This is a genomic window from Robbsia betulipollinis (assembly GCF_026624755.1).
In the GTDB taxonomy this organism is placed as follows: domain Bacteria; phylum Pseudomonadota; class Gammaproteobacteria; order Burkholderiales; family Burkholderiaceae; genus Robbsia; species Robbsia betulipollinis.
In genome coordinates this window covers 248,614-269,519 of record NZ_JAPMXC010000006.1, presented here as the reverse complement: position 1 = coordinate 269,519, position 20,906 = coordinate 248,614, and the positions used below count along the sequence as shown (strand labels likewise).

Sequence of the window (20,906 nt, the reverse complement as noted above, 5' to 3'; positions counted from 1 at the left end):
TCGGCGTCGTCGAAGGCCCCGCTCGTCGCGGGGCTTTTTTGTTTATGACCTGGCAACCGTAGCGTTGACGGTAGGCCCCTCCCACTGGACAGAACGATGAAATTCATTGATGAAGCAAGAATCGAGGTCCTGGCCGGCGATGGCGGCAACGGCAGCGCCTCGATGCGTCGCGAGAAATTCGTGCCCTTCGGCGGCCCGGACGGCGGCGACGGTGGCCGCGGCGGCAGCGTCTATGCCGTCGCCGACCGCAATATCAATACCCTGATCGACTATCGCTACGCCCGCAAGCATCTGGCGCGGCGCGGCGAGAACGGCCGCGGCGCGGACTGCTACGGCAAGGGCGGCGAGGACATCCATCTGCGCATGCCGGTCGGCACGACGATCACCGACATGGACACCGGCGAGCTGATCGCCGATCTGACCGAGCACAATCAGGTCGTGACGATCGTCAAGGGCGGCGCCGGCGGCCTGGGCAACATTCACTTCAAGTCGAGCACCAACCGCGCGCCGCGCCAGAAGACCGACGGCGTGCCGGGCGAGAAGCGCATGGTCAAGCTCGAACTGAAGGTGCTGGCCGATGTCGGCCTGCTGGGCATGCCGAACGCCGGCAAATCGACCTTCATCGCCTCGATCTCGAACGCGCGGCCGAAGATCGCCGACTACCCGTTCACGACGCTCGCGCCGAATCTCGGCGTCGTGCGGGTGGCGGCCAGCAAGAGTTTCGTCGTCGCGGATATCCCCGGCCTGATCGAAGGCGCCGCCGAGGGCGCCGGGCTCGGCCACCAGTTCCTGCGTCATCTGCAGCGCACCGGTCTGCTGCTGCATATCGTCGACATCGCCCCTTTCGATGCGAACGTCGACCCGGTCGTGGAGGCGAAGGCGATCGTCAACGAACTGCGCAAGTACGACGAGGCCCTCTACGACAAGGCGCGCTGGCTGGTGCTGAACAAGGTCGACATGCTGGGCGAGGAGGAGCGGGCGGCACGCATCGACGATTTCAAGGCGCGCTTTGGCTGGGAGGGCCCGATCTTCGAGATCTCGGCATTGAGCGGCGAAGGGTGCGAGGGGCTGATCTACGCGATCTACGATCATCTGGTCGCGCACGGCGCCGCCAGCCGCGAGGAGGATGCCGAGCAACTGGCGGCGGATCCGCGTTTCCGCGAGCAGCCCGCCGAGAAGCCCGTGACGGATCCGCGTTTCCGTGAGCCGGCCGCCGAGCAACCGGTGACGGATCCGCGTTTCCGCGAGTAGACGGTTCGCCAAGGCGCGGCCGGCCGCCAGTCCCATCAAGGCGCGGGCGGCCGCCAGCCCCATCATTCCCAGGACCGCTTCGAGGAGAATCGCCGGATGCGCTCGGTTGTCGAAAACGCGAAAAGGCTTGTCGTGAAAGTGGGCTCCAGTCTCGTGACCGACGACGGCCGGGGGCTGGACCGGGCCGCCATCGGCCGCTGGGCGGCGCAGATCGCCGCGTTGCGCCGCAGCGGCAAGGACGTGGTGCTGGTCAGCTCCGGCGCGATCGCCGAGGGCATGCAACGGCTCGGCTGGACCCAGCGTCCGCGCGAGATACACGAGTTGCAGGCCGCTGCCGCGGTCGGGCAGATGGGTCTGGTGCAGGTCTACGAGAGCTGTTTCGCGGCCCACGACATCCGTACCGCGCAAATCCTGCTGACCCATGCGGACCTGGCCGATCGCGAGCGCTACCTGAATGCGCGGTCCACGCTGACGACCCTCCTTCGGCTCGGTGTGGTGCCGATCATCAACGAAAACGACACGGTGGTCACCGACGAGATCCGTTTCGGCGACAACGATACGCTCGGCGCGCTGGTGGCGAATCTGATCGAAGGGGACGTGCTGGTGATCCTGACCGATCAGACCGGTCTCTATACCGCCGATCCGCGCAAGGACGCGCACGCCACGCTGGTGCGCGAGGCCGATGCGGGCGACCCGGCGCTGGAGGCCATGGCCGGGGGCACCGGGTCGCACATCGGCCGCGGGGGCATGCTGACGAAGATCCTGGCGGCGAAACGGGCGGCGCATGGCGGCGCCACCACCGTCATCGCGAGTGGGCGAGAGCCCGACGTGTTGCCGCGACTCGCGGCCGGCGAAGCGGTCGGTACGCAACTGGTCGCGCGCACCGCGCGGCTGGCCGCGCGCAAGCAATGGATGGCCGATCACCTGCAATTGCGCGGGCATGTGGTCATCGACGCCGGCGCATGCCGCAAGCTGGTCGAGGAGGGCAAGAGCCTGCTGCCGATCGGCGTCGTCTCCGTTCAGGGGAGTTTCGGCCGCGGCGACGTGATCGCCTGCATCGACGAGCAGGGCCGCGAACTCGCGCGCGGCATCACGCACTACAGCAGTCAGGAAGCGCAACGCATCCTGCGCCACCCCAGCCAGGAAATCGAGGCGCTGCTCGGCTATATGCTGGAGCCGGAGCTGATTCACCGCGACAATCTGGTGGTCGTCTAGAAAATGCGGGTTTCACGGGACGTGCCGGGCCCGGCGCGTTCATCAGGCCGGGCCGGCACGCCAGCGGCGGTCGCATGTCAGTTGCGGTAATCCTGCGCGCGCAGCGAGCGGCCGTAACGGATGTTCTGCACGATGTTCGACGCCTTCGCCGGCACCTTGTTATCGCAGAAGTAATTGTTGTACAGCGTGCCGTGATAGCCGTTGAGCGCGCTGTCCTCGATCCGCGCCCAGTCGGTGGACGCATTGTCCCAGGCGGTGCCTTCCGAATTCGTGCCCGAATACAGACGCCAACGGTAGGACGCGCAATGCATCCCCTCGTAGCGGATATTGCGCGTGCCCGACGGGCTGTCTATCACGACGGTGTAGCGCACCACGCCGTCCGCGCCGACGCTGACCGATTTGCCGTCGATCATGTATTTCATGCCCGAACGCTGGGACAGGTCGAAGGGCAGCAGATTGCCGTTCGACGGTAGCGCCGGCAGGGAGTCGACCGGGCCTTCCTTCCAGTCGGATTGCCGATCGAACAGCATGTCGACGAGACTGTTGCCGTTGCTGTCCGATTTGTCGACAGGCGGGAGTTGCGCCTGCGACCATGCCGTATCGGACAGGGCGCAGAGCGCGGCGACGAGGGTCGCCGCGCCCGCGAGGCGGGCGATGGACCGCTGCAGTGTTATCACGCTGTGTATTTCCTCATTATTCATGGACGATCGGCGGGAGTCGTCCGGGCGCCACCGTTTCCTCGTCCTGGCTGGATGCCGGGCCGGGCGGGGCGCCGGGCAAAGGCGCCGGCGGCCCGAACCCGGACTCGGGCCCAGGCAAGGGCGGCGCGGACGACAGCGTCGTTATGGTCGACGTCGCAACCGTCACCACGCCGTCCGGCGTGACGAGCACATGCGTGCCGCTGACCGTGACGGTCAGTTCCGGCTCCTCCTTCGCCTGCGCGCGACGGACGAAGCGCGACAGCTCGGTCAGCGCGAGATGATACACGTCCCGTTTGAACTCGATCACCGCGTCGAGCGGCACCCAATAGCTGTTCCAGCGCCATGCGTCGAACTCGGGATGAGTGGTCGCGCGAAGACAGATGTCGCAGTCCCGCCCGACCATGCGCAGCAGAAACCATATCTGTTTCTGACCACGATAATGGCCGCGAATCTCGCGCCGGATGAATCTGTCGGGCACCTCGTAACGCAGCCAGTCGCGCGTTCGTCCGATGACCTTCACATGCTCCGGCTTCAAGCCGACTTCTTCATGCAACTCCCGATACATCGCCTGGACGGGCGTCTCGCCGAATTTGATTCCGCCCTGCGGAAACTGCCAGGAATGCTCACGCAAGCGCTTGCCCCAGAACACCTCATTGCGCGCGTTCAGCAGCACGATGCCGACGTTCGGGCGAAAGCCTTCACGATCCAGCATACAACCACCTTCGAATCCTTTAAAATTGCTTTGATTATAAACAGATATATGCACGCTTGATACCCCGCTCTGGCCGCGCAGGCCCGAGCGGGCATGCGGCCCCGGCCGCCGGCGTCGCGTTTTTTCGGAACGGAATGAATGAAAGCCTCGCGTTTTTTCATCGGCACCCTCAAGGAAGCGCCTGCGGACGCCGAAATCGTCAGTCATCAGTTGATGATGCGGGCGGGCATGATTCGCCGCGTGGCGGGCGGTATCTACGATTATTTGCCGATCGGCCTGCGCGCGATCCGCAAGGTCGAGAAGATCGTGCGTGAAGAAATGGACGCGGCCGGCGCGCTCGAAGTGCTCCTGCCGGCGGTGCAGCCCGCGGAGTTGTGGCAGGAATCCGGGCGGTGGGAGCAGTACGGCCCGGAGTTGCTGCGCTTCAAGGACCGTCATCAGCGCGAGTTCGTCGTCGGCCCGACGCACGAAGAAGTGATCACCGACGTCGCGCGGCGCGAGATCCGCAGCTATCGCCAGCTGCCGGTGAATTTCTACCAGATCCAGACGAAATTCCGCGACGAGATCCGCCCGCGTTTCGGCGTGATGCGGGGGCGCGAGTTCATCATGAAGGATGCGTATTCGTTCGATCGCGATACCGACGGCCTGAAGGCCTCGTATCAGCGGATGTACGATGCCTATGTGCGGATCTTCACGCGCCTCGGTCTGCGTTTCCGCGCGGTGGAGGCCGACAACGGATCGATCGGCGGCTCCGGTTCGCATGAATTCCACGTCATCGCCGACACCGGCGAGGATGCGATCGCTTTTTGTCCGACGTCCGATTTCGCCGCCAACGTCGAGGCGGCGGAGGCCTTGCCGCTGCTGCCGGCGCGCGGCGCGGCGGACGCGGCGTTGACGAAGACGTCGACGCCCGGCCGGGCGAAATGCGAGGCCGTCGCCGAACTGCTCGGCCTGCCGCTCGAGCGCACCGTCAAATCCATCGTGCTCGCGGTCGACCAGCCCGGCGCGACGCCCGACGCCGCGGTCCACACGCAGATCTGGATGCTGTTGCTGCGCGGCGATCATTCGCTCAACGAGGTCAAGGCCTTCAAGCTGCCCGGGCTCGGCGGCGCACGGTTCGCGACCGAGGCGGAGATCGTCGAGCATTTCGGCACGCCGCCCGGCTATCTGGGGCCGATCGCGACCCGCAAGCCGGTCAAGCTGCTGGTCGACCGCACGGTGGCGAGGATGAGCGATTTCGTCTGCGGCGCGAACGAAGCCGATTTCCATTTCACCGGCGTTAACTGGGGAAGGGATCTGCCCGAGCCGGACGTCGCGGACCTACGCAACGTCGTCGCGGGCGACCCCTCGCCCGATGGCCGGGGGACGATCGAACTATGCCGCGGTATCGAGGTCGGCCACGTGTTCCAGCTTGGCACCAAGTATTCCGAGGCGATGAGCGCGACGTACCTGGACGAGGCGGGCAAGCCGCAGCCTTTGCAGATGGGCTGTTACGGCATCGGCGTGACGCGTATCCTCGGCGCGGCGATCGAGCAGAACTACGACGCGCGCGGCATCATCTGGCCGACGTCGATTGCGCCGTTCGAGGTGGTGATCTGCCCGATGGGATATGACCGCAGCGAAACGGTGCGCACCGAGGCCGACCGCGTGTACGCGGCGCTGTTGGCTGCGGGCGTGGACGTGGTGCTGGACGACCGCGGCGAGCGGCCCGGCGTGATGTTCGCCGATTGGGAGTTGATCGGCGTGCCGCACCGCCTGGTGATCGGCGACCGAGGACTGAAGGACGGCAAGGTCGAATATCAGGGACGCCGCGACGCCGAGGCCACCTTGTTGCCGGTCGCCGAGGCCGATCGGCTGCTGATCGCGCGTCTCCAGGAAGCGCGCGGCGCGGCCGCCTGACGGCGCGAACGGTCCGCTGCGCCGCCGGGTGCCGGCGCGGCGGACCGCCACCGCCCGGCCTGCGCACGCGGGCGGCGCGGACTCAGGCGTCGAGCAGCGCGCGGATCGCCGGCAGGTTGCGCCAGTAGCCGCGTGCGTCCATTCCGCAGCCGAAGACGTAGCGGTCCGGGACTTCGAAGCCGCAGAAATCGGGCTTCAGGGGCTTGGACTGCGTCAGGCGCTTTTCGCACAACACGGCGCTCATGAAGCGTGTCGCGCCCATCGCCATGATGCGGTCGCGAATCGTCGCCATCGTCTCGCCCTCGTCCAGGATGTCGTCGAGCACCAGTACGACACGGTCCTTGACCGATTCGGCCGGCGCGACGCGCCACTGCATCTCGCCGCCCGCGGTGGCGTTCCGGTAACGGGTCAGGTGGATGTAGTCGAATTCCAGCGCGAAATCGAGCTTCGGCAGCAACATGCCGGTGAATACCGCCGCGCCGCCCATCACCGACAGCAGCAACGGGAACGTCTCGCCGACCTCCGCGCGAATCGCCTCGGCCATCCGGTCGATGGCGGCGGTGACCGCCTCGGCCGAGACGATTTCCTCGGATTTCTTGAAAATGTCGAGCGCTTCTTCGCGGTTCATTGACAGGGGCTCAGCTGGTTGAGTGGAGGGGTAAATAAACGAGGGGTAGCGCAAGGCGCGCCGGCACGGCGGCCGGCGCGGCGGCTCAGCGCATGCCGGGCATCATGCCTTTCATGCCGCGCATCATCTTCGCGAGATTGCCGCCCTTGAGTTTCTTCATCATGCCGCGCATCTGATCGTACTGCGCGAGCATCCGGTTCACTTCCTGGACCTGCACGCCCGCGCCCACGGCGATGCGCCGCTTGCGGCTGGCCTTGATCAGCTCGGGCTTCGCGCGTTCGCCGGGCGTCATCGAGTTGATGATGCCTTCCATGCGGCGCATCTGTTTCTCCGCCTGGCCCATGTCGGCCTTGCCGGCCGCGGCCTGGAACTGCGCGGGCAGTTTGTCGAGCATCGTCGACAGCCCGCCCATGCTTTTCATCTGCGTCAACTGCGCGCGGAAATCGTTCAGGTCGAAGTCGCCGCCTTTCTTGACCTTGTCGGCCAGCTTCTGCGCGGCCTTGACGTCGACGCCGCGCTGCGCGTCCTCGACCAGCGCCAGAATGTCGCCCATGCCGAGGATCCGGCTGGCCATGCGGTCCGGATGGAAAACTTCGAGACCGTCGAGCTTCTCGCCGACGCCGACGAACTTGATCGGGCGTCCGGTCACGTGCCGCACCGACAGCGCCGCGCCGCCACGCGAGTCGCCGTCGAGCTTGGTGAGCACCACCCCGGTCAGCGGCAGGGCGTCGTTGAACGCCTTCGCGGTGTTGATCGCGTCCTGGCCCAGCATCGCGTCGACGACGAAGAGCGTCTCGGACGGGTTGATCGCCGCATGCAGCGCGCCGATCTCGATCATCATCGCTTCGTCGATGCCCAGCCGCCCGGCGGTATCGACGATCAGCACGTCGTGATAGTGACGCCGCGCCCAGTCGACGGCGGCCCGGGCGATGTCGACCGGTTTCTGGTCCGGAGTGGACGGGAAGAAGTCCGCGCCGACCTGTTCGGTGACGGTCTGCAACTGCGCGATGGCGGCCGGGCGGTAGACGTCGGCGGAGACGGTCAGCACCTTTTTCTTGTACTTCTCGCGCAGCAGTTTCGCGAGCTTGCCCACCGTGGTGGTCTTGCCCGCGCCCTGCAGGCCGGCCATCAGGATGATCGCGGGAGGCGCCACGGCCAGATTCAGTTCGGCGGCCTTGCCTTCGTAGTCGCCGCCGATCATCGCCGTCAGCTCGCGCTGCACCACCGCGACCAGCGCCTGGCCGGGCGACAGGCTGCCCACCACTTCCTCGCCGAGGGCCTTTTCCTTGATCTTCGCGACAAATTCGCGCACCACCGGCAGCGCGACGTCGGCCTCCAGCAGCGCGAGACGGACCTCGCGCAGCATCTCCTGGGTATTGGCTTCGGTGAGCCGGGCTTCGCCGCGCAGCGTCTTGACGACGCGGGCCATTCGTTGAGTTAGATTGTCGAGCATGTCCGGGGAGTCACGAGGCAGGTATCGGCGGATCTGCTATACATTCGGGGGCGCTGCGCCGTCCGCGCACGATCCGCGCGGCGACCCCTCGAATGTAATCCGGCCGTGGTGTAAACTTCGAATATGATAATTGTACTGTACGCGGTGACGGCGCTTCTATATGGCGGGCTTTCGATTGCCGCCTGGTATGCCTATCGGCGCCGGCCGGCGCTCGATATCGCGGGCGTGCGCCCGGTTGCGAGCGGCGGCGCGGGCGACACGCCGCGCCGGCCGTCGCTGGCCGCGGGCCGCGGCGGCGTGTCGTTGCCCGCGGCACGGCTCGTGCTGCTGCTGGCGCTGTTCGCGCACGGAGCGTTGCTGCACGCGACGATTTTTCCAGCCGACAGCATGGTCTTCGGTTTCGCGTTCTCGCTGTCGGCGATGCTGTGGCTGGGCGCCGGCATCTACCTCATCGAAAGTTTTTTCTTTCCGCTGGAAGGCCTGGGCCTGCTGGTGCTGCCGCTGGCCGGCGTCGCGTCGCTGCTGCCCGGGGTGTTCGGCGGCGTGCGGGTGATGAGCTACGCGGCCGATCCGCTTTTCAAGGTGCATTTCCTGATCGCCAACGTCGCGTACGGGCTGCTGACGCTCGCCGCGCTGCACGCTTTCCTGATGCTGCTGGTCGAGCGCCGCCTGCACGCGTCGCGGCAAGCCGTGCGGGCGGGAACGGGGGGCGTGCGAGGTGCGAGTCTCTCGGTGCCGGATTCGGGCCCCAGCTGGCTGGGCGGCTGGCTGGAAACCCTGCCGCCGCTTCTGACCATGGAGAAGCTGCTGTTTCGCCTGATCAGCGCCGGCTTCGTGCTGCTGACGCTGACCCTGCTGAGCGGGTTTCTCTTTTCCGAGCAATTGCTGGATCGTCTGTTGCGGTTTGACCACAAGACGGTGTTCGCGATCCTGTCCTGGTTCATGTTTGGCGGATTGGTCCTGGGGCGGCGCATTTATGGCTGGCGGGGGCGCGCCGCGTTGCGCTGGGTGCTGGCATCGTTCCTCGCGCTGCTGCTCGCCTATGTCGGCAGCCGTTTCGTGCTGGAGGTTCTGCTGCACCGCTCGGTCGTCTGATGCCGGACCCGGCCGGGAACGGTCACCCTTGATGGGTACCGCCGGTCATCCATCACCCTTTCTTTTGACGGTTTCGCTGCCATGTCGCGTATTGTGTTCTGGATCGTTCTATTGGGGGCCGGTTACTGGTTCTGGCAACGCGCGAGAACCGCGGTCCTGCGCGCGGCGGCCGAGCAAAGCGCCGCCGCCGGCGGGACCGCGCGCGGCGCGCCGCAGCTCGTCGAGCCGATGGTGAGTTGCGCCTATTGCGGCGCCCATTCGCCACGCAGCGATACGGTGGCGCTGCACCGCCGCCATTTCTGCAACGACGAGCACGCGCGACGGTACGTCGGCGGCGAGCGCGCCGATCGGCAGACTTGATGCCGGGCGTCGGACCCGTCGACGTGGCTGCCGGAAGCGGCGGCGCCGTGCCTTCGGCGCCGGATACGCCTGTTGCCGCGGCGGCGGTGCAGCAGGTGGACGCGCCGGTCGTCGACGCAGCGGGGTGGGTGAGCGGCGCGCGCATCGTGCACTCTCCCAACGCCAACCTGCGGCCGGACGGCGTCCTGCCCACCTTGCTCGTCATCCACAATATCAGTCTGCCGCCCGGATGCTTTGGCGGTGATGACATTACGTCGCTGTTTACCAACACCCTCGATTTCGACGCACATCCGTTCTATCGGACGATTCGCGGGCTGCGGGTGTCGTCCCACTTCCTGATCACCCGCGACGGCGACCTGCTGCAGTTCGTGTCGACGCTCGAGCGTGCCTGGCATGCGGGCGTATCCGCCTTTGCCGGCCGCGAGGGGTGCAACGATTTCTCGATCGGCATCGAACTCGAGGGGTCCGACGACCTCGCGTTCACCGCGCTGCAATATGCTACTCTCGCGTCCCTGACGATGTCGCTGCGCGCGCGGCACCCAATCGACGCCATCGTCGGGCATGCCGACATTGCGCCGGGGCGCAAGACCGATCCGGGTCCGTATTTCGACTGGGACGGGTATGCGACGGCGGCCATGCTCCCGGACCATGCCCTGCCGATGCGGAACCCCTGACGCCCGCTCTGGGCGCCTGGAACGGGCAAATTCGTTGCCTGGCGGCACCCTCGAAAATGTCAAAAAAAGAGATGCCTGCCGGCACGTCAAAGGCGCGTCGGGAAGCCGTTTGTCAAGGCCCGGAAAACAAATATAGCGCTTTCCGCAGCCGGCGAAGGCCACTATACTTGGTGCCGTTGGGAAGGATAAGTACTACATGTAGTGGTATTTACGCAATCATCCAGCCGCACGGTGGCTTGCCGGAAACAGGTCGGCCACAGGCATCATCCGTACGAATTCATATCAGCCGCGGCCGGCCGTGCCGGGAACCGCGGCTTGCAAGAGGCGGCACGCTGCGGGCGATGCTCTTCGTGTGACGGTCTGCTCCCTGGCGACGTTTTTGTCAGGACGCGTCGCACCGGACGCCATTCGAAGCACCCGCAGCCGGCTTCCTCCATTCGCATTCGACGGCTCAGCGCCGCGACCAGACCAGGAGTTTTCATATGCAATCGACCGAGAACGCAACGACCTCGCTACGCGATATGTCCCCGCAGGGCGCACTGCCCGCCGATGGCACGCCGTCGGCGGCGACCTATCCGGATCACAAGGTGATCCGCCGCAACGGTAGCGTGGTATCGTTCGAGCCGTCGAAAATCGCGGTCGCGGTCACGAAGGCCTTTCTCGCCGTCAACGGCGGGCAGGGCGCTGCGTCGGCGCGCGTGCGCGAACTGGTCGACCAGCTCACGCGCGACGTCGTCCGTGCGCTGTTGCGCAGCCGGCCGAACGGCGGGACCTTCCATATCGAGGACATTCAGGATCAGGTCGAACTCTCGCTGATGCGCGCCGGGGAACACAACGTCGCCCGCGCTTATGTGCTGTACCGGGAGAAGCGCTCGCAGGAGCGCGCCAGCGCGCTGCCCGTGCACCCCGAATCGTCTATCAATGTCGTCGACGGCGACTACCGCGGCCCGCTGAACATGGCGGCGCTGCATGGCCTGATCGCCTCGGCCTGCGCGGACCTCGGCGCGGCAGTGTCGCCCGAGCCGATCCTCACCGAGACCGTGAAGAACCTGTACGACGGCGTGCCGATGAGCCAGGTGTACGAGTCGGCGGTGCTGGCCTCGCGCACGATGATCGAGCAGGACCCGGCGTATAGCCAGGTCACCGCCCGCATCCTGCTGCATACGATCCGCCGCGAGATCCTGGGTGGCGAAGTCACGCAGGAACAGATGACGGGACGTTACGCGGAATACTTCCCGCGTTTCCTGAAGCGTGGCGTCGAAGCCGAACTGCTCGACGAGAAACTGCTCCAGTACGATGTGCCGCGCCTTGCCGCGGCGCTGGACGCGAGCCGCGATTTCCAGTTCGGTTATCTGGGTCTGCAGACCTTGTACGACCGCTACTTCCTGCATCACGATGGCCAGCGCATCGAAATGCCGCAGGCATTCTTCATGCGCGTGGCGATGGGCCTGGCGCTGGAGGAAAAGGATCGCGAGGCGCGCGCGATCGAGTTCTACAACGTGCTGTCGAATTTCGACTTCATGAGCTCGACGCCGACGCTGTTCAACTCGGGCACGCGGCGTTCGCAGCTGTCGTCGTGCTATCTGACCACGGTCGGCGACGACCTCGAGGACATTTACGAGGCGCTGAAGGAAAACGCGCTGCTGTCGAAGTTCGCCGGCGGTCTGGGCAACGACTGGACGCCGGTGCGCGCGCTGGGTTCGCACATCAAGGGCACGAACGGCAAGTCGCAGGGCGTGGTGCCGTTCCTAAAGGTCGTCAACGACACGGCCGTCGCCGTCAACCAGGGCGGCAAGCGCAAGGGCGCGGTCTGCGCGTACCTGGAAACCTGGCACCTCGACATCGAGGAGTTCCTGGAACTGCGCAAGAACACCGGCGACGATCGCCGTCGCACGCACGACATGAACACCGCGAACTGGGTTCCCGACCTGTTCATGAAGCGCGTGATGGAGAACGGCGACTGGACGCTGTTCTCGCCGTCGACCTGCCCGGATCTGCACGACAAGTACGGCGCGGCGTTCGAGACCGCCTATCTCGGCTATGAAGAGAAAGTGGCGCGCGGCGAGATCAAGCTGTTCAAGAAGCTGCCTGCCAGCCAGCTATGGCGCAAGATGCTGGGCATGCTGTTCGAGACCGGTCACCCGTGGATCACCTTCAAGGACCCGTGCAACATCCGCTCGCCGCAGCAGCATACCGGCGTCGTCCACTCGTCGAATCTGTGCACCGAGATCACGCTCAACACGGGGCCGGACGAGATCGCGGTCTGTAACCTGGGTTCGGTGAACCTGGTCGCGCACCTGAAGAGCGTCGACGGCGTCGTGCAGCTCGATCACGAGAAGCTGCAGCGCACGATCAGCACCGCGATGCGGATGCTGGACAACGTGATCGACATCAACTACTACGCGGTAAAGAAGGCGCGCAACTCGAACCTCAAGCATCGCCCGGTGGGCCTGGGCATCATGGGCTTCCAGGATTGCCTGCATGTCCAGCGCGTACCGTACGCGTCGCAGCAGGCGGTCGAGTTCGCCGATACCGCGATGGAAGCGGTCTGTTACTACGCGTACTACGCCTCCACGCAACTCGCCGAGGAGCGCGGGCAATACGCGAGCTATCCGGGGTCGTTGTGGAGCCGGGGCATCCTGCCGCAGGACTCGGTCAAGCTGCTGGCCGAGGAGCGGGGCGGCTATGTCGAGGTCGATATGTCGAGCAAAATGGACTGGACGCCGCTGCGCGAGCGCGTCGCCCGGTTCGGCATGCGCAACTCGAACTGCGTGGCGATCGCCCCGACGGCGACGATCTCGAACATCATCGGGGTATCGGCCTGCATCGAGCCGACCTTCCAGAACCTGTACGTGAAGTCGAACCTTTCGGGCGAGTTCACCGTCGTCAACGAATACCTGGTGCGGGACTTGAAGTCGCGCGGCATGTGGGACGAGGTGATGGTATCGGACCTGAAGTACTTCGATGGCACGCTGTCGCGCATCGATCGCATCCCGGCGGACCTGCGCGCGCTGTACGCGACGGCCTTCGAGGTGGACGCGATGTGGCTGGTCGAGGCGGCATCGCGCCGTCAGAAGTGGATCGATCAGGCGCAGTCGCTGAACATCTACATGGCCGGCGTATCGGGCAAGAAGCTCGACGATGTCTACAAGCACGCATGGATTCGCGGTCTGAAGACTACCTATTACCTGCGTACGATGGCGGCCACGCACGTCGAGAAATCGACCGTCGCGCACGGTGCATTGAACTCGGTGCCGAGCGGTCGCGATGACGGCGCGGCGGCGAACGGCGCGGCGGCGAACGGCGCGGCGCCGGGCACGACGATTTCCAGCGGTTCGGTCCTGGGCACCGCGGTGCCCGTGGCGGCCGCGACCGGCGATATCGATGGTCCCGCCTGCATGCTGCGCCCGGGCGATGACGGTTTCGAGGAATGCGAAGCCTGCCAGTGATGGCGATGGCGCGCACCGGGAACCGGCGCCGCCGGCAAGCGGCCGGATCCCGGGCGCACAAGGGTGACGTCGCGCATCGCGCGCCACCCTGAAAGAAAACGTGTTTTTGCCCGGCGCCGCTTTTGTCGCCCGGCAAAAAATGGTAAAACCCGTCTTGAATAAATGGTGAGAACCGATGCTCAACTGGGATGAAGAAATCTCCGCTGCGCCTGCGCATGCCGATACCCCGGAAGCGCCGGCGCGCAGCACTGCCGCCGCACCGGTCGCGGCGCGTCCCCAGGTGCAAGCCGCCGCCGCGCCCGCCGCCTTCGCGCCCGATATCGCGAAAACGCCTGTCGGCGCCGCGGCCCCCGCTGCTCCCGTGCCAGCTCCTTCCGCTCCCGCCGCGACCAGCCCGGCACCGAGCGTCGCCGGCCGCGTGAACGTCGCAGACAAGCGCATCATCAACGGCAAGACCGACGTCAATCAACTGGTGCCGTTCAAGTACAAGTGGGCTTGGGAAAAGTATCTGGCCGGTTGCGCGAACCACTGGATGCCCCAGGAAGTGAACATGTCCCGGGACATCGGGCTATGGAAGGATCCGAACGGTCTGACCGACGACGAGCGCCGCATCATCAAGCGCAACCTCGGCTTCTTCGTGACCGCCGATTCGCTCGCGGCCAACAACATCGTGTTGGGCACGTACCGTCACATCACCGCGCCGGAATGCCGTCAGTACCTGCTGCGCCAGGCGTTCGAGGAGGCGATCCACACGCATGCGTACCAGTACATCGTCGAATCGCTGGGGCTGGACGAAGCGGAGATCTTCAATGCGTATCACGAAGTGGATTCGATTCGCGCGAAGGACGAGTTCCTGCTGCCGTTCATCGATACGCTGACCGATCCGGCATTCAAGACCGGGACGCTCGAAACCGACCAGCAGTTGCTGAAGTCGCTGATCATGTTCGCATGTGTGATGGAGGGATTGTTCTTCTACGTCGGTTTCACGCAGATCCTGGCGATGGGACGCCAGAACAAGATGACCGGTGCCGCCGAGCAGTACCAGTACATCCTGCGTGACGAGTCGATGCACTGCAACTTCGGCATCGATCTGATCAACCAGATCAAGCTCGAGAATCCTGAATTGTGGACGGCGGCCTTCCGGGCGGAAATCACCGAGCATTTCAAGCGTGCAGTCGAGCTCGAGTATCGGTATGCTGAGGACACGATGCCGCGCGGCGTGTTGGGCCTGAATGCGTCGATGTTCAAGGGCTATCTGCGCTTCATCTGCAATCGCCGCTGCATCCAGATCGGTCTGGATCAGCTCTATCCGAACGAGGAGAATCCGTTCCCGTGGATGAGCGAAATGATCGACCTGAAGAAGGAGCGCAACTTCTTCGAGACGCGGGTCATCGAGTATCAGACCGGCGGCGCGCTCAACTGGGAATGATGCTGGGAACGATGCTTGCTGTTCACCATTTCGTAGCGTGAGGAATCAGGTTATGTGATGCAGAGTGCCTGGCGCGGCCGACAGGCCCATGATGAAGACGACAGGCACTGGCAGGACCCTTCGGTGGGGCAAGGCGGGAGTGGATCGCACCCGCCGGATGCATCCGCCGCATATTCGCGATCGACGCGGGTGGCGGGTGCAGAAGGTTGCTGGAGCGATCCGGCGACCGGTCACTGATCGCATTTCGGGCGCACGTTACTTTCAGGAGTGACGTGCGCCCTGCCGCATTCATTGGCGCAGACAGGCATGCATGCGTGCGCCGATGAATAGCTCGCCGGATGCGCTGTGTGTTGGTTGCGCAGCGCGCTGGCGGGTTTTTGACGAAGGGTGCTGCTTCGACTCTCATCCGAAAACTGAAGGAGAAAACAATGGCTACCGCCAAGAAGAAACCTGCCGCAACGAAGAGCGCAGCGCCGTCGGCTGCAAAAAAGGCCAGTACCAGCACCAAGACGGTTGCCGCGAAGAAAGCCACGACCGTGACCAAGGCGGCCCCGAAGAGCGCGACGACAAAGAGCGTCGCGACGAAGAAGGTCGCTGCGAAGAAAGTGAGCGCCGCGAAGACGCCGGTCGCGTCGACGAAGACCGCCACGACGAAGGTTGCCGCCAAGAAGGTCGCGGCGAAGAAGGTCGCCGTGAAGAGCATTCCCGCGAAGAAAGTAGCGGCCAAGAAAGTCGCGGCCAAGAAGGCGGCGCCCGCCCCGGCGAAGAAGGCCGGTGCGAAGACGGCACCTGTGAAGACCGTGGCCGCGAAGAAGGCGGTACCGGCGAAGAAGGCGGCGGCGAAGAAGGTCGCAGCGAAAACCGCGCCCGTCACTTCCGCGCCTGCGGCGGCGAAGAAGTCCACGCCCGCCACGAAGAAGGCCGGCGTGCAAAAGGCCGCTCCGGCAACCCCGTCCGTGACGACACAGCCGGCGCCCGCGCGCAAGACGGCGGCAAGCAAGAAGGCGGCCGCGAAAACGGCCTCCAGCCCGGCGCATCCGGCTCCGGGCGCCACGTCGGCGTCCGCGGCCGTTCCGACGGTCAAGACGGCGTTGAGCCCCGCCGCAGCCTGGCCGTTCCCGACGACCAAGCCTTCCTGAGCGTTATCCGACGGTCCTCGCCGTGGTGCGCGGCGGACTGCGGTGCGCCATGCGCCGTGTCCACGGCCGAGGGGACGGCAGGGGGCAGGATACCGGATGAAGGTCGAAAAGAAACCCGCGTTCGCCAATGGCGACGCGGGTTTCCTTTTGCGGCATCGGATTTCAGTGCGTGACGCGCGTGATGCCGCCGCTGGTCAGCAGCCGCACGCGTTCGCCTGCCCGAAAGACTTCGCCGCTGGCGTTTTGGGTGATCGCCCGCAGGTCGCCATTGTCCAGGCGCACGGTGATCTCGACGCCATTGCCGGTTTCCACGCCCTTTTCCACGGCATTGCCGGCCACGGCGCCGGCAATGCCGCCGATGATGCCGGTCAGCAGCGAACCGCGCCCGCCGCCCAGCGCGCTGCCCGCCACCGCGCCCACCGCGCCGCCGCCGACCAGGCCCAGACCGCTGGTATCGCCCGAACTCAGTTTCACGGCCCGCACGGTCTCGACGGTGGCCAGACGCACGGTCTGTTCACGCTGTGCCTGCGAGACGGTGTAGGCGTCGGCCGATGCGCCCGGCCCGGCGCAGCCCTGCAGCACGACGAGCACGGCGATCGCCGCCGCGCTCAGCACCGACGCGCTCAGCCGAGACGCGGTCGGCCCCGTCCCCAAAAAAGATTTGCTTGCCATTCGAAACTCTCCATTGCTCGTCGAGTCCGCGCCCGATGTGCGGGCTTGGATGCCCAACATCTTCTAGTGCGCGCTGCGGAAATCGTAACCGAAAGCGCGTTTGAAATGCTCATCAATCCCGGCGCGTTCCAGCCAGTAATTCTGCGGGCCCTGCGTCGCGATCTTCAACGCGCCCATCAGACTGGCCAGCCGGCCGGTGGTGGGCCAGTCGAGGCCATTCTCGATGCCGTACAACAGGCCGCCACGGAAAGCATCGCCGCAACCCGTCGGGTCGACCACCTGGGTTGCCTTGACCGCCGGGATCTCTTCGCAGATACCGTCATGGTAGATCAACGCCCCCAGCTCGCCCCGCGTGACGATCAGCGCCTTCGTCTGCGCGGCGATGTCTTCGATCGACCAGCCGGTCTTGTTGCAGATCAGTTTGGCTTCGTAGTCGTTGACCGTGACGAAGGTCGAGAGTTCAATCATCCGGCGCAGCGCGGCGCCGTCGAACAGGGGCAGGCCCTGACCCGGGTCGAAAATAAACGGTGTGCCGGCCGCGGCGAATTGCTCGCAGTGCGAACGCATGCCTTCGGCGCCGTCGGGGGCCACGATGCCCAGCGCGATGCCGCTGGCGGCGCTCACCTCGTTGACGTGCGACTGCATCATCGCGCCCGGGTGAAAGGCGGTGATCTGGTTGTTGTCGAGGTCGGTCGTGACCATCGCCTGCGCGGTGCTCGTGCCGTCGATCAGCCGTACATGGTCGTGCGCGAGTCCCAACTGCGCGAAGCGGTCGAGATAGCGCTGGCCGTCGATGCTGCCCAGCGTGCCCATGATGCGGGGGTCGCCGCCCAGCATTTTCAGGCTATAGGCGATGTTGCCCGCGCAGCCGCCGAATTCCTGGCGCATCGTCGGCACCAGGAAGCTGACGTTCAGGATATGCACCTGCTCCGGAAGGATGTGCTCGGCGAAGCGTCCCTCGAAGGTCATGATGTTGTCGTAGGCGAGAGAGCCGCAGATGAGCGAGGCCATGGCGATGTCCTATGAGTCGGTGGGTCGGTGGAAGCGCGTTGCCGCTGGCCGACGCCGTCGCGGGCCAGCAGGCTGCCGGGGTTCAGGGTTCAGGGGACGGCCGCGCGGCGCAGGCCGCTCAGGCAGACCCAGCCTTCGTGTTCGCGCCAGACGGTGACGTCGATCCATGGCGCGTACGCGGCCGCGACCTCGTCGGCCTGTCGGGCCAGCACGCCGGAGAGGGCGATCCGTCCGCCCGGCGCGACGCGCGCGCAGAGCATCGACGCCAGCACTTTCAGCGGGTTCGACAGGATGTTGGCGACGACGATGTCGAAGCTTCCGTCCGGGCAGTCGTCGGGCAGGCCGAAACGCAGATGGGGACCGGCGACGCGGTTGCGCAGCGCATTGTCGTTCGCGGTCGTCACCGCCTGGGGATCGATGTCGATGCCGACCACCTCGCCCGCGCCGCACTTGCTGGCGAGGATCGCGAGGATGCCGGAGCCGCAACCGTAGTCGAGCACGCTGGCGCCGCCCGGGGTGTGCTCCCGCGCATGCGCCGGCACGTGCCGTTCGATCCATTCCATGCAGAGGCGTGTGGTCGGATGGCTGCCGGTACCGAAGGCCAGGCCCGGGTCCAGCTCCAGGATCAGCGCCTGAGGATCGGGCGCGGCGTGCCACGAGGGTACGACCCAGATGCGCTCGCCGATGGGAATCGGCTCGAATTGCGACTGCGTCAGCCGCACCCAGTCCTGATCCTCGACCTCGCGGGTCTCGAACGTGGGGACCGCCAGTCCCAATTGGTTGGCGGCCGCGTTGAGCAGCACGCCCGCGTCCTGCTCGGGCGCGAGCAGCGCGACGATGCGCGAGTGGTGCCAGGTGCGCGGCCCGGCCATCATGCCCGGCTCGCCGAACACGGGTTGTTCGTCCGGCGTGTTCGCGTCGGCGTCCTCGATCGAGACCGACAGCGCGCCCAGTTCCATCAGTGCGTCGGAGAGGGCCTCGGCGTCGTCGCGCGCGGTGTCCGCGACCAGTTCGCGATAGCTCACGATTTGGGCGCGACGCCGGTTGCCGCCTGCTGCAGCTGCGCCAGGCGTTCTTCCAGGTAATGAATGCTGGTGCCGCCCTCGATGAATTTCGCATCGAGCATCAGTTCGCGGTGCAGCGGGATGTTCGTCTTGATGCCCTCGACGACCATCTCCGAGAGCGCGATCTGCATGCGGCGGATCGCCTGCTCGCGGGTCGTCCCGTAGGCGATGACCTTGCCGATCATCGAGTCGTAATTCGACGGCACGAAGTAACCGTCGTACGCATGCGAATCGACGCGAATCCCGGGGCCGCCCGGCGGATGCCACGAGGTGATGCGGCCCGGCGACGGCGTGAACTTGTGCGGGTCTTCGGCGTTGATCCGGCATTCGATCGCGTGACCGCGCAGCACCACGTCCTTTTGCCGGAAGCGCAGCTTCTCCCCCGCGGCGACGCGGATCTGTTCCTGAACGATATCGATGCCGGTGATCATCTCGGTAACCGGATGTTCGACCTGCACCCGCGTGTTCATCTCGATGAAGTAGAACTCGTTGTTCTCGTAGAGGAACTCGAACGTGCCGGCACCGCGATAGCCCATTTTCTTGCAGGCATCCGCGCAGCGCTCGCCGATGCGCTCGACCAGGCGACGGGCGATGGCCGGCGCCGGCGCTTCCTCGATGACCTTCTGGTGGCGACGCTGCATCGAGCAGTCGCGCTCGCCCAGCCAGATCGCATTGCGAAACGAGTCCGCCATGATCTGGATCTCGACGTGGCGCGGATTCTCGAGGAACTTCTCCATATAGACTTCGGGATTGCCGAACGCCCGTCCGGCTTCCTCGCGGGTCATGTTCACCGCGTTGACCAGCGCAGCCTCGGTATGCACGACGCGCATGCCGCGTCCGCCGCCGCCGCCGGCCGCCTTGATGATGACCGGATAGCCCACCTGACGGGCGATCTTGACGATCTCCTTCGGGTCTTCCGGCAGCGCGCCTTCCGAACCCGGCACGCACGGCACGCCGGCCTTGATCATGGCCTGCTTCGCCGACACCTTGTCGCCCATCAGGCGGATGGTTTCCGGACGCGGACCGATGAAGGTGAAGCCCGATTGCTCGACGCGCTCGGCGAAATCGGCGTTTTCCGACAGGAAACCGTAGCCAGGATGAATGGCTTCGGCGTCGGTGACTTCGGCCGCGCTGATCAGCGCGGGCATGTTCAGGTAGCTGAGTGCCGACGGCGCGGGGCCGATGCAGACCGCTTCGTCGGCGAGCCGCACGTATTTCGCTTCCTTGTCGGCTTCCGAGTAGACGACGACGGTTTTGACGCCGAGTTCACGGCAAGCGCGCTGGATGCGAAGCGCGATCTCGCCCCGGTTGGCAATGAGGATTTTTTCGAACATATCAGAGGGTCGTAGCTGAGGGCGGGAGCGGACAGCAGTCGGCGTCGCGAAGCAAAAGCCGATGCCGGTGACGTTGGCCGATCGCTGACGACCGAATTAACCGATGACGAAAAGCGGTTGGCCATATTCGACCGCCTGACCGTTTTCGACAAGCACTTCCTTGATGACGCCGCTTTTATCGGCCTCGATCTCGTTGAGCAGCTTCATCGCCTCGATGATGCAGATGGTCTGGCCTTCCTTGACGGTGTCGCCCACCTGCGCGAACGCCTCGGCGCCCGGCGATGGTGCACGGTAGAAGCTGCCGACCATCGGCGAGGTGACGATATGGCCTTGCGGCACGGCGGGCGCGGCGGCGGCCGGCGCGACGGCGCTCGCGTCCGGCGCCTGGGGCGCCGGCATGTACTGCACGCTCGGGGCGGCCGGCGCGTACTGCGGGGCCGAATTCTTGACGATACGGACCCGGCCTTCGCCTTCCGTGATTTCGAGTTCGGAAATGCTCGACTCCGCTACCAGGTCGATCAATGTCTTCAGTTTACGTAGATCCATCGTCAAGCTCCATTCAGTTCTTAATGCTGTAACGGCATGGTAGCGCGTCACCTTGAGCCACAACGGCACGGGAACGCGGCGCCTCTGCCCAGCTGTCGGACACGCCGAACGACCCGATTCCACACCCCGTCCGGCCAGCGGGCGAACAGGGGGGAGAGGGGTCGGTAGGCGCATTCCCAGCGCATTCCCAGCGCATTCCTCGCGTTTTTCTCACGCATTTCTTGGCGACGGAACGGCACTCGCGCAGCACGCCGTTTTCGCGAAATTGGGCGAC

Annotated in this window: 18 protein-coding genes; 9 read left to right on the top strand and 9 right to left on the bottom strand. The window is 65.5% G+C overall.

Translation table 11 applies throughout. The features are described 5' to 3' along the window. Positions 1–96: 96 nt before the first annotated feature. Entirely contained in the window at positions 97–1,251 is a 1,155-nt protein-coding gene (cgtA, locus tag OVY01_RS17220; protein WP_267848790.1) for an Obg family GTPase CgtA, read from the top strand. A gap of 96 nt (positions 1,252–1,347) precedes the next feature. After that, positions 1,348–2,466 (top strand): glutamate 5-kinase, encoded by a 1,119-nt coding sequence (gene proB, locus OVY01_RS17215; protein WP_267848789.1) that lies wholly within the window; start codon positions 1,348–1,350, stop codon positions 2,464–2,466. 77 nt (positions 2,467–2,543) lie between these two features. On the opposite strand, the gene OVY01_RS17210 is transcribed toward proB, so the two are convergent. Continuing rightward, positions 2,544–3,143, bottom strand: a complete 600-nt coding sequence (locus OVY01_RS17210) for a CNP1-like family protein (protein ID WP_267848788.1) — start codon at positions 3,141–3,143, stop codon at positions 2,544–2,546. Between the two features lie 16 nt (positions 3,144–3,159). Next, the gene (locus OVY01_RS17205; RefSeq protein WP_267848885.1) at positions 3,160–3,879 is read right to left on the bottom strand and encodes an RNA pyrophosphohydrolase; all 720 of its coding nucleotides are present in this window, start codon (positions 3,877–3,879) and stop codon (positions 3,160–3,162) included. A 138-nt stretch (positions 3,880–4,017) separates the two neighbouring features. Here OVY01_RS17205 and OVY01_RS17200 point away from each other — a divergent pair, with 138 nt between their 5' ends. Continuing rightward, positions 4,018–5,778 carry a proline--tRNA ligase gene (locus OVY01_RS17200; RefSeq protein ID WP_267848787.1) on the top strand — a complete coding sequence of 587 codons (1,761 nt, stop codon included), beginning with the start codon at positions 4,018–4,020 and terminating at the stop codon, positions 5,776–5,778. An 82-nt stretch (positions 5,779–5,860) separates the two neighbouring features. Here OVY01_RS17200 and OVY01_RS17195 read toward each other — a convergent pair whose 3' ends face one another. Both OVY01_RS17195 and ffh read right to left on the bottom strand, forming a co-directional pair. After that, positions 5,861–6,406, bottom strand: a complete 546-nt coding sequence (locus OVY01_RS17195) for a hypoxanthine-guanine phosphoribosyltransferase (protein ID WP_267848786.1) — start codon at positions 6,404–6,406, stop codon at positions 5,861–5,863. 85 nt (positions 6,407–6,491) lie between these two features. Then, the gene (gene ffh / locus OVY01_RS17190; protein ID WP_267848785.1) at positions 6,492–7,859 is read right to left on the bottom strand and encodes a signal recognition particle protein; all 1,368 of its coding nucleotides are present in this window, start codon (positions 7,857–7,859) and stop codon (positions 6,492–6,494) included. Positions 7,860–7,982: 123 nt separating this feature from the next. Here ffh and OVY01_RS17185 point away from each other — a divergent pair, with 123 nt between their 5' ends. The 6 genes from OVY01_RS17185 (at position 7,983) to OVY01_RS17160 (ending at position 16,005) form a co-directional block, all read left to right on the top strand. Beyond that, on the top strand, positions 7,983–8,954 hold the full coding sequence (locus tag OVY01_RS17185; RefSeq protein ID WP_267848784.1) for a cytochrome C assembly family protein: 972 nt from the start codon (positions 7,983–7,985) through the stop codon (positions 8,952–8,954). A gap of 81 nt (positions 8,955–9,035) precedes the next feature. Continuing rightward, positions 9,036–9,314 carry a PP0621 family protein gene (locus OVY01_RS17180; protein WP_267848783.1) on the top strand — a complete coding sequence of 93 codons (279 nt, stop codon included), beginning with the start codon at positions 9,036–9,038 and terminating at the stop codon, positions 9,312–9,314. A gap of 86 nt (positions 9,315–9,400) precedes the next feature. Then, on the top strand, positions 9,401–9,988 hold the full coding sequence (ampD, locus tag OVY01_RS17175) for a 1,6-anhydro-N-acetylmuramyl-L-alanine amidase AmpD (protein WP_267848884.1): 588 nt from the start codon (positions 9,401–9,403) through the stop codon (positions 9,986–9,988). 521 nt (positions 9,989–10,509) lie between these two features. Continuing rightward, positions 10,510–13,437, top strand: coding sequence for a ribonucleoside-diphosphate reductase subunit alpha (locus OVY01_RS17170; RefSeq protein WP_432422275.1), 2,928 nt, complete (start codon positions 10,510–10,512; stop codon positions 13,435–13,437). A gap of 175 nt (positions 13,438–13,612) precedes the next feature. Beyond that, positions 13,613–14,866, top strand: a complete 1,254-nt coding sequence (locus OVY01_RS17165; RefSeq protein ID WP_267848781.1) for a ribonucleotide-diphosphate reductase subunit beta — start codon at positions 13,613–13,615, stop codon at positions 14,864–14,866. A 428-nt stretch (positions 14,867–15,294) separates the two neighbouring features. After that, a complete protein-coding gene (locus OVY01_RS17160; RefSeq protein ID WP_267848883.1) occupies positions 15,295–16,005 on the top strand; it encodes a histone H1 in 711 nt (236 codons plus the stop codon). Between the two features lie 162 nt (positions 16,006–16,167). Here OVY01_RS17160 and OVY01_RS17155 read toward each other — a convergent pair whose 3' ends face one another. From OVY01_RS17155 to accB, 5 genes are all read right to left on the bottom strand, one after another. Further along, a complete protein-coding gene (locus tag OVY01_RS17155; protein ID WP_267848780.1) occupies positions 16,168–16,677 on the bottom strand; it encodes an outer membrane lipoprotein in 510 nt (169 codons plus the stop codon). A 63-nt stretch (positions 16,678–16,740) separates the two neighbouring features. Beyond that, positions 16,741–17,688: a carbohydrate kinase family protein gene (locus tag OVY01_RS17150; RefSeq protein ID WP_267848779.1), complete on the bottom strand. Its 948-nt coding sequence runs from the start codon at positions 17,686–17,688 to the stop codon at positions 16,741–16,743. 89 nt (positions 17,689–17,777) lie between these two features. Next, complete coding sequence (prmA, locus tag OVY01_RS17145; RefSeq protein WP_267848778.1) at positions 17,778–18,713, bottom strand: 50S ribosomal protein L11 methyltransferase; 936 nt, start codon at positions 18,711–18,713, stop codon at positions 17,778–17,780. Then, positions 18,710–20,086 carry an acetyl-CoA carboxylase biotin carboxylase subunit gene (gene accC, locus OVY01_RS17140; RefSeq protein WP_267848777.1) on the bottom strand — a complete coding sequence of 459 codons (1,377 nt, stop codon included), beginning with the start codon at positions 20,084–20,086 and terminating at the stop codon, positions 18,710–18,712. Before accC ends, prmA begins: the two co-directional genes overlap by 4 nt. 96 nt (positions 20,087–20,182) lie before the next feature. Next, positions 20,183–20,632, bottom strand: coding sequence for an acetyl-CoA carboxylase biotin carboxyl carrier protein (accB, locus tag OVY01_RS17135; protein WP_267848776.1), 450 nt, complete (start codon positions 20,630–20,632; stop codon positions 20,183–20,185). Positions 20,633–20,906: the final 274 nt, after the last annotated feature.

Excerpts from the sequence above, each read along its gene's own strand:
- proB (WP_267848789.1), top strand. The coding sequence starts at position 1,348 with ATGCGCTCGGTTGTCGAAAACGCGAAAAGGCTTGTCGTGAAAGTGGGC.
- OVY01_RS17155 (WP_267848780.1), bottom strand. The coding sequence starts at position 16,677 with ATGGCAAGCAAATCTTTTTTGGGGACGGGGCCGACCGCGTCTCGGCTG.
- OVY01_RS17160 (WP_267848883.1), top strand. The coding sequence starts at position 15,295 with ATGGCTACCGCCAAGAAGAAACCTGCCGCAACGAAGAGCGCAGCGCCG.
- cgtA (WP_267848790.1), top strand. The coding sequence starts at position 97 with ATGAAATTCATTGATGAAGCAAGAATCGAGGTCCTGGCCGGCGATGGC.
- OVY01_RS17200 (WP_267848787.1), top strand. The coding sequence starts at position 4,018 with ATGAAAGCCTCGCGTTTTTTCATCGGCACCCTCAAGGAAGCGCCTGCG.
- OVY01_RS17180 (WP_267848783.1), top strand. The coding sequence starts at position 9,036 with ATGTCGCGTATTGTGTTCTGGATCGTTCTATTGGGGGCCGGTTACTGG.
- OVY01_RS17150 (WP_267848779.1), bottom strand. The coding sequence starts at position 17,688 with ATGGCCTCGCTCATCTGCGGCTCTCTCGCCTACGACAACATCATGACC.
- accB (WP_267848776.1), bottom strand. The coding sequence starts at position 20,632 with ATGGATCTACGTAAACTGAAGACATTGATCGACCTGGTAGCGGAGTCG.
- accC (WP_267848777.1), bottom strand. The coding sequence starts at position 20,086 with ATGTTCGAAAAAATCCTCATTGCCAACCGGGGCGAGATCGCGCTTCGC.
- ffh (WP_267848785.1), bottom strand. The coding sequence starts at position 7,859 with ATGCTCGACAATCTAACTCAACGAATGGCCCGCGTCGTCAAGACGCTG.
- OVY01_RS17205 (WP_267848885.1), bottom strand. The coding sequence starts at position 3,879 with ATGCTGGATCGTGAAGGCTTTCGCCCGAACGTCGGCATCGTGCTGCTG.
- OVY01_RS17170 (WP_432422275.1), top strand. The coding sequence starts at position 10,510 with ATGTCCCCGCAGGGCGCACTGCCCGCCGATGGCACGCCGTCGGCGGCG.
- OVY01_RS17185 (WP_267848784.1), top strand. The coding sequence starts at position 7,983 with ATGATAATTGTACTGTACGCGGTGACGGCGCTTCTATATGGCGGGCTT.
- OVY01_RS17165 (WP_267848781.1), top strand. The coding sequence starts at position 13,613 with ATGCTCAACTGGGATGAAGAAATCTCCGCTGCGCCTGCGCATGCCGAT.
- OVY01_RS17195 (WP_267848786.1), bottom strand. The coding sequence starts at position 6,406 with ATGAACCGCGAAGAAGCGCTCGACATTTTCAAGAAATCCGAGGAAATC.